5 protein-coding genes are annotated in these 6,542 nt (G+C 40.0%); 3 read left to right on the forward strand and 2 right to left on the reverse strand.

The annotated features are described in order from the left end of the window. Positions 1 to 694 precede the first annotated feature (694 nt). Positions 695 to 2,140 carry a precorrin-3B C(17)-methyltransferase gene (gene cobJ, locus IM456_RS18145; RefSeq protein WP_287693018.1) on the reverse strand — a complete coding sequence of 482 codons (1,446 nt, stop codon included), beginning with the start codon at positions 2,138 to 2,140 and terminating at the stop codon, positions 695 to 697. Then, on the reverse strand, positions 2,137 to 3,003 hold the full coding sequence (locus IM456_RS18150; RefSeq protein WP_287693019.1) for a Uma2 family endonuclease: 867 nt from the start codon (positions 3,001 to 3,003) through the stop codon (positions 2,137 to 2,139). Before IM456_RS18150 ends, cobJ begins: the two co-directional genes overlap by 4 nt. A gap of 257 nt (positions 3,004 to 3,260) precedes the next feature. On the opposite strand from IM456_RS18150, the gene IM456_RS18155 reads away from it, so the two are divergent. From IM456_RS18155 to IM456_RS18165, 3 genes are all read left to right on the forward strand, one after another. Beyond that, positions 3,261 to 3,968 carry a DUF8619 family protein gene (locus IM456_RS18155; protein ID WP_287693020.1) on the forward strand — a complete coding sequence of 236 codons (708 nt, stop codon included), beginning with the start codon at positions 3,261 to 3,263 and terminating at the stop codon, positions 3,966 to 3,968. Positions 3,969 to 4,134: 166 nt separating this feature from the next. Beyond that, positions 4,135 to 4,563: a DUF29 domain-containing protein gene (locus IM456_RS18160; RefSeq protein WP_287693022.1), complete on the forward strand. Its 429-nt coding sequence runs from the start codon at positions 4,135 to 4,137 to the stop codon at positions 4,561 to 4,563. Between the two features lie 64 nt (positions 4,564 to 4,627). Beyond that, the coding region (locus IM456_RS18165; protein ID WP_287693023.1) for an NACHT domain-containing protein at positions 4,628 to 6,542 on the forward strand (1,915 nt) is incomplete at its 3' end.

The raw sequence follows: 6,542 nt of genomic DNA on the forward strand, positions 1-6,542 counted from the left end.
AAGCAATTGTACTTAGATGCGAAATACTTATATGGCAAGCCTTTTCGGGAGTTCATAGATTTTCAACGGTTCTCTAAATTGTGTGATTGGAACCAGAATCGTTACTACAAAAGCCTTCTTACCCTTCTGAGCATTTATACTAATTACATACTTGGGATGCTCCCCATTGCTAATCGCTAAGTCGCTAATCCTAGAATTGTTGTGACTTAGTTTAACTATTTGAGCCAAAAAATATTTGATATTTTACGATTTCTGCTCAATATCTGATTGTTGAGTATTTTTTTTGATTATTCTGATTTTTTTTCTGGCTCTTCTAGAGCAGTTATGATATATTAGCAGAAAATAATCCACGCAAGCTTTGCCAAATAAGGCTCACCATAATTCGAAAAAGCAATTTTAATAAAAAAAGCTTTTTGATTTGTTGGATTCCAGGCTATTTAAGGGTTTAGGCTCATTTAAACTACTAATTTGCTATAACCAGTCTAGAAGAGCCTTTTTTCTTTGAAAAGACCTGTAGTTTTTTATGCTTCAAACTGAAGTGCCGAATATGGGTCATAAGTGAGGGATCGAGGGATCGAAGAATTGAAAAAAATGGTTTCTAAGTAGCTAGACACGATTAATTACACATATGTAACTACCTATTGCCTTTTGCCTGTTACCTATCCTAACCAAGAAGTTAATTTTGTCCTATTACCTAATAGTGACGTGGAGTATAAACCCATTGCTTGGTTTTACCCTGCTCAATCAGGCGAGTTTTACTCGATCCAATCAAAATTATGGTTCGCATATCCGCATCTTTAATAGTCATATCCTCTAGGAATTTCACCGTCACTGTTTCCCCTTTTCGCCCTAAATTACGCGCTAGTACCACAGGAGTTTGCGGCGAGCGCCATTGTAATAAAATCTCTTTTGCCTTCTCCAATTGCCAAGTGCGCTCTTGAGACACAGGATTATAAAATGCGATCGCTAAATCTGCTCGGGCTGCTAACTCAATGCGCTGAGAAATCACCTGCCAAGATTTGAGAATATCCGATAGGGAAATCGCACAAAAATCATGTCCTAAAAGTGCGCCAACCCTGGCGGCCGCCGCTTGCATCGCCGAAATCCCCGGACAGACCTGAATGGCGATCGCATCCCATGCCGGTTTCGCTTTTTTTTCTAATACCTCAAACACGGCCGCGGCCATGGCATAAATTCCGGGATCTCCGGAAGAAACTAAGACAACCGATCGCCCCTTAGCCGCTAAATCTAAGGCCATTTCCGCGCGATCAAGTTCCACCCGATTATCCGATTCATGGCGGACAATTTCTGGTTTTCGCAGGGATTCTACCAAATCCAAATAGGTTTTATAACCCACCCAATCCGTGGCTTTTTCCAATACTTCTCGAACTTCCGGCGACACCCAATTTAGCGCACCAGGGCCGGTTCCGACTATGGCTAATTTACCTTGACTTTCCTGGGCAAAATCCCCTGGGGACAAACTGGATTTTTCCTTAATTTGCTGGCTTTCCTCATACAGATAAACTAAACAGGCAGTGCTAGGTTTTGCCAAGTTTAAGTTATTTTTATCGATAATCTCAATGCTCAGTTTTGCTGCTGATGAAATCGGTAAATTACTATTTTTTAACCAGTCCGCTTTACCAATTAATTTTACTTTTTCACCCGCCAATAAATCGGCAAGAAACTTCTTAGCATCATCGGGATTAACTAACTGATAACCCGGGGGTGGCGATAATAAAGTCGTTTTAAATCTAATATCACCAGTGGTGGTAATTGCGGGGGAAATTTGCCAAACCGAGGCAATTTGACGAGCGAGATCATTAACCCCTTGTAAACCCCCCAACAAAGGCACTACGGCGCTGCCATCTTCTGCGATTGCTAATACAGGTGGTTCTTGCCATTTATTAGTTAATAAAGGTGCTAAAGTGCGAATTAAAATACCCGCCGCACAAATGCCAATAATTGGCGTTCCCGTCTGGAAAAATTCTCGCACGGTTTCGCCAAAATTATTATAGGTAAAATCAGCCGACTGGGTACGCTTTATTAACCCATAAACCACTGCTTCCGGTAGGGCCATTTGCACTTGACGAGCAACGGGGATACTGGTTTCTCCTAAAATGAGAATAGCTGGAGGTTTCATTTGGCTTCCCCCGACTGCGTTGCGGTTAACTTTTGGATAAATTGTTGATGTTCTAACGAGTTAATTCCAGCTTTTAAGATGTCTAACACCCGTGACATATTGCCGTTGAGCATGGCTGAAATATCTAACCACAACCCCGGAAATACTAGAGAGCAAATCACCCCTTCTTGGTTGGGTAACAAAGAAATATAATCGCCATCTTGTAAACTAAACCAATCAATTTTTTGGTCAAATACCTGCCAAACAAGGTATTCTTGAATGCCACCGCGTCGATAAGCGCGTTTTTTATCCCCTAAATCTATGGCGGCACTACTAGCGGCAATTTCTACCACTAATTCCGGCGCTCCTTCTAGGTATCCCTCTACAGTTAGGGTTGATTTTCCCCCACTTTCTTGACTGATTAATAACACCCCATCCGGCTGTAGTTCGTTGTCGATATCCAAGCGAACTGTTGGCTCAATACCCATTTGTACTTGGGGTGTAGCAGCTTGATAAACTCCCAACCAAGTGATTAAACGTCCGTGGGGTTCAGCATGAAATTTAAACCTTAATGGGGATGCCATATATACAACTCCTTCGATCAGTTCGGCTTTTTTTAATCCTGGCATAGCTTGATAACGGCGCTCGAATTCAGGACGAATTAAACGATCCCCATTTTCTAACGGGGGTAAATGTTGAGTGGTTACAATCTGAGAAGTTAAGGATTTAACCGGAGAAGAAGTCATGGTGGCAGTCTTTGGGAACAAAACAGCATTGATTTTATTATAGATTGTTTCATTGGACTTCTTGAGGGATTTAATTTTTAACTGAAATTTCGCCAGAAGTCCTGAGCTTTTAGCGATGGGATGAATGGCAACCAACATATAGACAATTCCCCAAAACTATAGCATTTATCTTAGTGGTGAGGTACAAAGTTTTCGTTTTGGGAAGTCGGTAGTCGATACCAAATTAGGTTACACTTCATCTAGTATGAGAAACGCTGTCATAACTGATATAGCGCACCTAAATGAAATGTAAACGTCCTCTGCTTGCCGTCAAGCGACACCCGACTTCTAGAGCCTACCCATTCACGAATCAATTAGGCACACTATAACTGATAACCGATAACTGATAACTGATAATGTTGGTTCCCCTTACCCGTCAATCGATCAAGCAAATTGTCCCGATTATCGCCACCGGCCCCCAGTACGCTCACTATTGGGGTAAATGGTCTGATTTTCTGCGCCGTTTATTTATTTCTATCATCGCTCTCACCGCAGCTTGGTTAATCGGTAATTTATTCGGTCCTGGTGGTTTAACAATTAAACTGATTTTCGACATTATCGCCGGTTTATATTGGCTCTGGGGTCCGGTTTATTGGGCCAGTGTTCGCAATAATACCTATCGTCGTCTTCCCTACGGGGGGTTTTGGCGCGGTCGCGTTTTCGATGCTTTTGTCACCGAGGAATTAATCGGGGAAGAAGAAAGGGTCAATAAACGCGGGGAATTAGAGATTATCGAAAATCGCCAACGCTGTATTAATCTAGAAATCGGTGATCAAACTGGCTTTTCGGCGATCGTTCGCGCTCCCCTCAAACGCATTCATAAATCGATCCGTCCCGGGATGGTGGCCGAAGCTTTGTTAATGTCTCGAGAACCCGATTTAGGGGATATCAATCAGCTTTCTGATGTCCATCTTCCCCAACTCGACCAGTGGATAGGGGAATATCCTGTACTGCGACGGGATATTTTTCAGCAAGTTAGTCGCGAATTGGGAGGGGGAAAAGAACCCCGGCCAAAACCTTCTCGTTATTCTAATAATGTCATCCGAAGACGCAAAACCCGTTAATGGTTCGGCGATCTTTGAAACGATGCTGGTTTCCTGGTCATCAATGAATCATAATTTACAGATTTTGGCTAATTTAATCCTTGTTTTTGCTGTTTTTGAACCATCAAAAATTAATTATGCAAGAGGTTTAATATAATGTTAATTGAGCTTAGAAGGAGATAAATCGATGACGGCATCCTATGAGCAAGACTTTGGACTTTGGGCCGAACAAATGGCCGATTTATTAGCTTCCGGTCGGTTTTCCGAGTTAGATATTGAGAATTTAGTCGAAGAGGTGCGGGATTTGTCGAAACGGGAGCGCGATCGCTTACTCGCTAGTCTCAGATTAATTTTGCATCATTTATTAAAGTGGGACTATCAACCTCAACGGCGATCCAGGGGTTGGTTGGGAACTATTCAGCGAGAAAGAGCTAATATTAGGCTTTATTTGGACGATAGCCCCAGTTTAAAGCGATATTTAACCGATGAAAGCCTATTTAAACTCTATGCTGTTGCTTGTGCCGATGCCTTTAGAGAGACGGGATTAGAGTTTCCCCCCGTTTGTCCCTACGGTATTGAGGATATTTTAAATCGTTCTCTTCATTTGTCGGAATGATAGACGAAAAACGATTAAAGTTGGTAAGCTTAGATAGTATCCACAGGATCTTAAGTTTATCGCCATGGTTGACCCGTTAATTGTCTGGGGGGTTACTCAAGCCGCAGGTTCGCTTGTTCGTTCAGTAATGCAAGAGTTGGCAATAGAGGGTGCAAAAGATTACGGAAAGGAATTTTTTAAAAACAGTCTAGGTAAAGTGTTACACTTACCTGAAAAAGATGTTCAAAAAGAAGCTTATGGAAAAGCAATGAAGGAGTTTTTAGAACTCTTTCAGCAACAGTTAGAAATGGCGGATTTGGAGGATGATCAAATTAAAAACTTTGAAAAACCTCTCAAGACTTTTATTAAAGATGACCAAGTTAAACCTATTTTAGGGGATGCTTTTGATATTGATTGTCAAATTCTTGATACTTTGACGTTAGCTCAATCTTGGCAAAGACTCAATTTACCCCCGTTACCTGCTGAATTTAACTGGGAAAAACTAGGTAAATTTTATTTGAGAAAAACTCAGGAAATTATTGAAAATTCTGAAAAGCTAAGAGCCGTTTTTTTAGTTAAGTTACAGAATAAAGATAGCCAAAATATTCAAGAAATAGCAGGAGTTAAAACAGATTATAATTTAGATAACTATGCGGAAGGCTTAAAAAAGGAATATGGCCATCTTAAATTAGAATGTTTAAACACAACGACTTATGAGCAAATTAAACTCTGGCGAATGTTTGTGCCGCAAAATGTGAGACGATGCAAACAGTTTATTCCTCAACTTTATGAATTACCTAAAGAAGTGCTGCAGGAACTTGTAGATAGGGGAGAAATTACTCAAGCGGAGTTAGAACAAATACAAGCAGAACTAGAACGAAAACGGCGAGAATATCTGAATGAAAAATTAGATCCTGTTTTGGATATTGTCAATTCTTCTGAATACCGACGAACCGTAATTTTAGGCGATCCGGGGGCGGGAAAATCGAGTTTATTGCAGTATTTAGCTTTAAATTGGGCTGAAAAAGAACTCAGTCAGCGTGTTTTGCTTCCCCTTCCTCTTTTGATAGAATTGCGTATTTATGCCAGAGATAAGGATGAAAAAAAGTGTAAGAATATTCTAGAATTTTTCCATCAAGGTAATCTGATTTGTCATCTCAATCAACTTGCTTTAGACGATAAACTTGAAAAAGGTCAGGCTCTTGTGCTTTTTGATGGTTTAGATGAAGTTTTTAATCCTCAATTAAGACAAGAAATTGTCACGGATATCAAACGTTTTAGTATTCAATATCCTCAAGTGCAGATTATAGTAACTTCTCGCTGGTTAGGATATAAAGCAGAAGAATTAAATCATGCTGGTTTTGAACATTTTATGATCCAAGATTTAGATAAAGATCAGATTGAAGATTTTATCAAACGTTGGCATGATTTAGCTTTTGAAAATCGAGATGATAAAACCCAAAAACAAGAACGTTTACAAAAGGCAATTAAGGAGTCAAAAGCGATTCGGCAATTAGCAGGAAATCCTTTATTATTAACGATGATGGCTATTCTGAACCGAACTCAAGAATTACCAAGAGATCGCTCAAAACTTTATGAAAAAGCGTCAGAGGTGTTATTACATCAATGGGATTTTGAAACCAAGGAAGGATTAATTGATCCTGAACTGAAAAAATATCTTTACAATATTGATCTAAGAGATAAAAGGGACATTCTGCGTTTAGTCGCAAGTGCCATGCAAGCAGGAGAAAAAGGGTTAGATGCTAATTTAATCTATAAGGAAGAATTAGAAAATATTTTGACTCAATATCTTGAAAAAACAGGAATTAACAAACGAGATGCTAGTGATCTGACTGATTTGGCTCTTCGGTTTGTCTTATGCAATGGACGGGGTTATAAGGGATGGACCCCTTATATAGAAAGGCATTTGGCGATTTTTGTCAATTTTTTTGATCTAGAGCGAACTAATCAATTAAATCTCTTGCCAGATAAGGATTTAG

Origin of the sequence: Microcystis sp. M079S1, assembly GCF_020246425.1 — a bacterium.
In the GTDB taxonomy this organism is placed as follows: Bacteria; Cyanobacteriota; Cyanobacteriia; order Cyanobacteriales; family Microcystaceae; genus Microcystis; species Microcystis aeruginosa.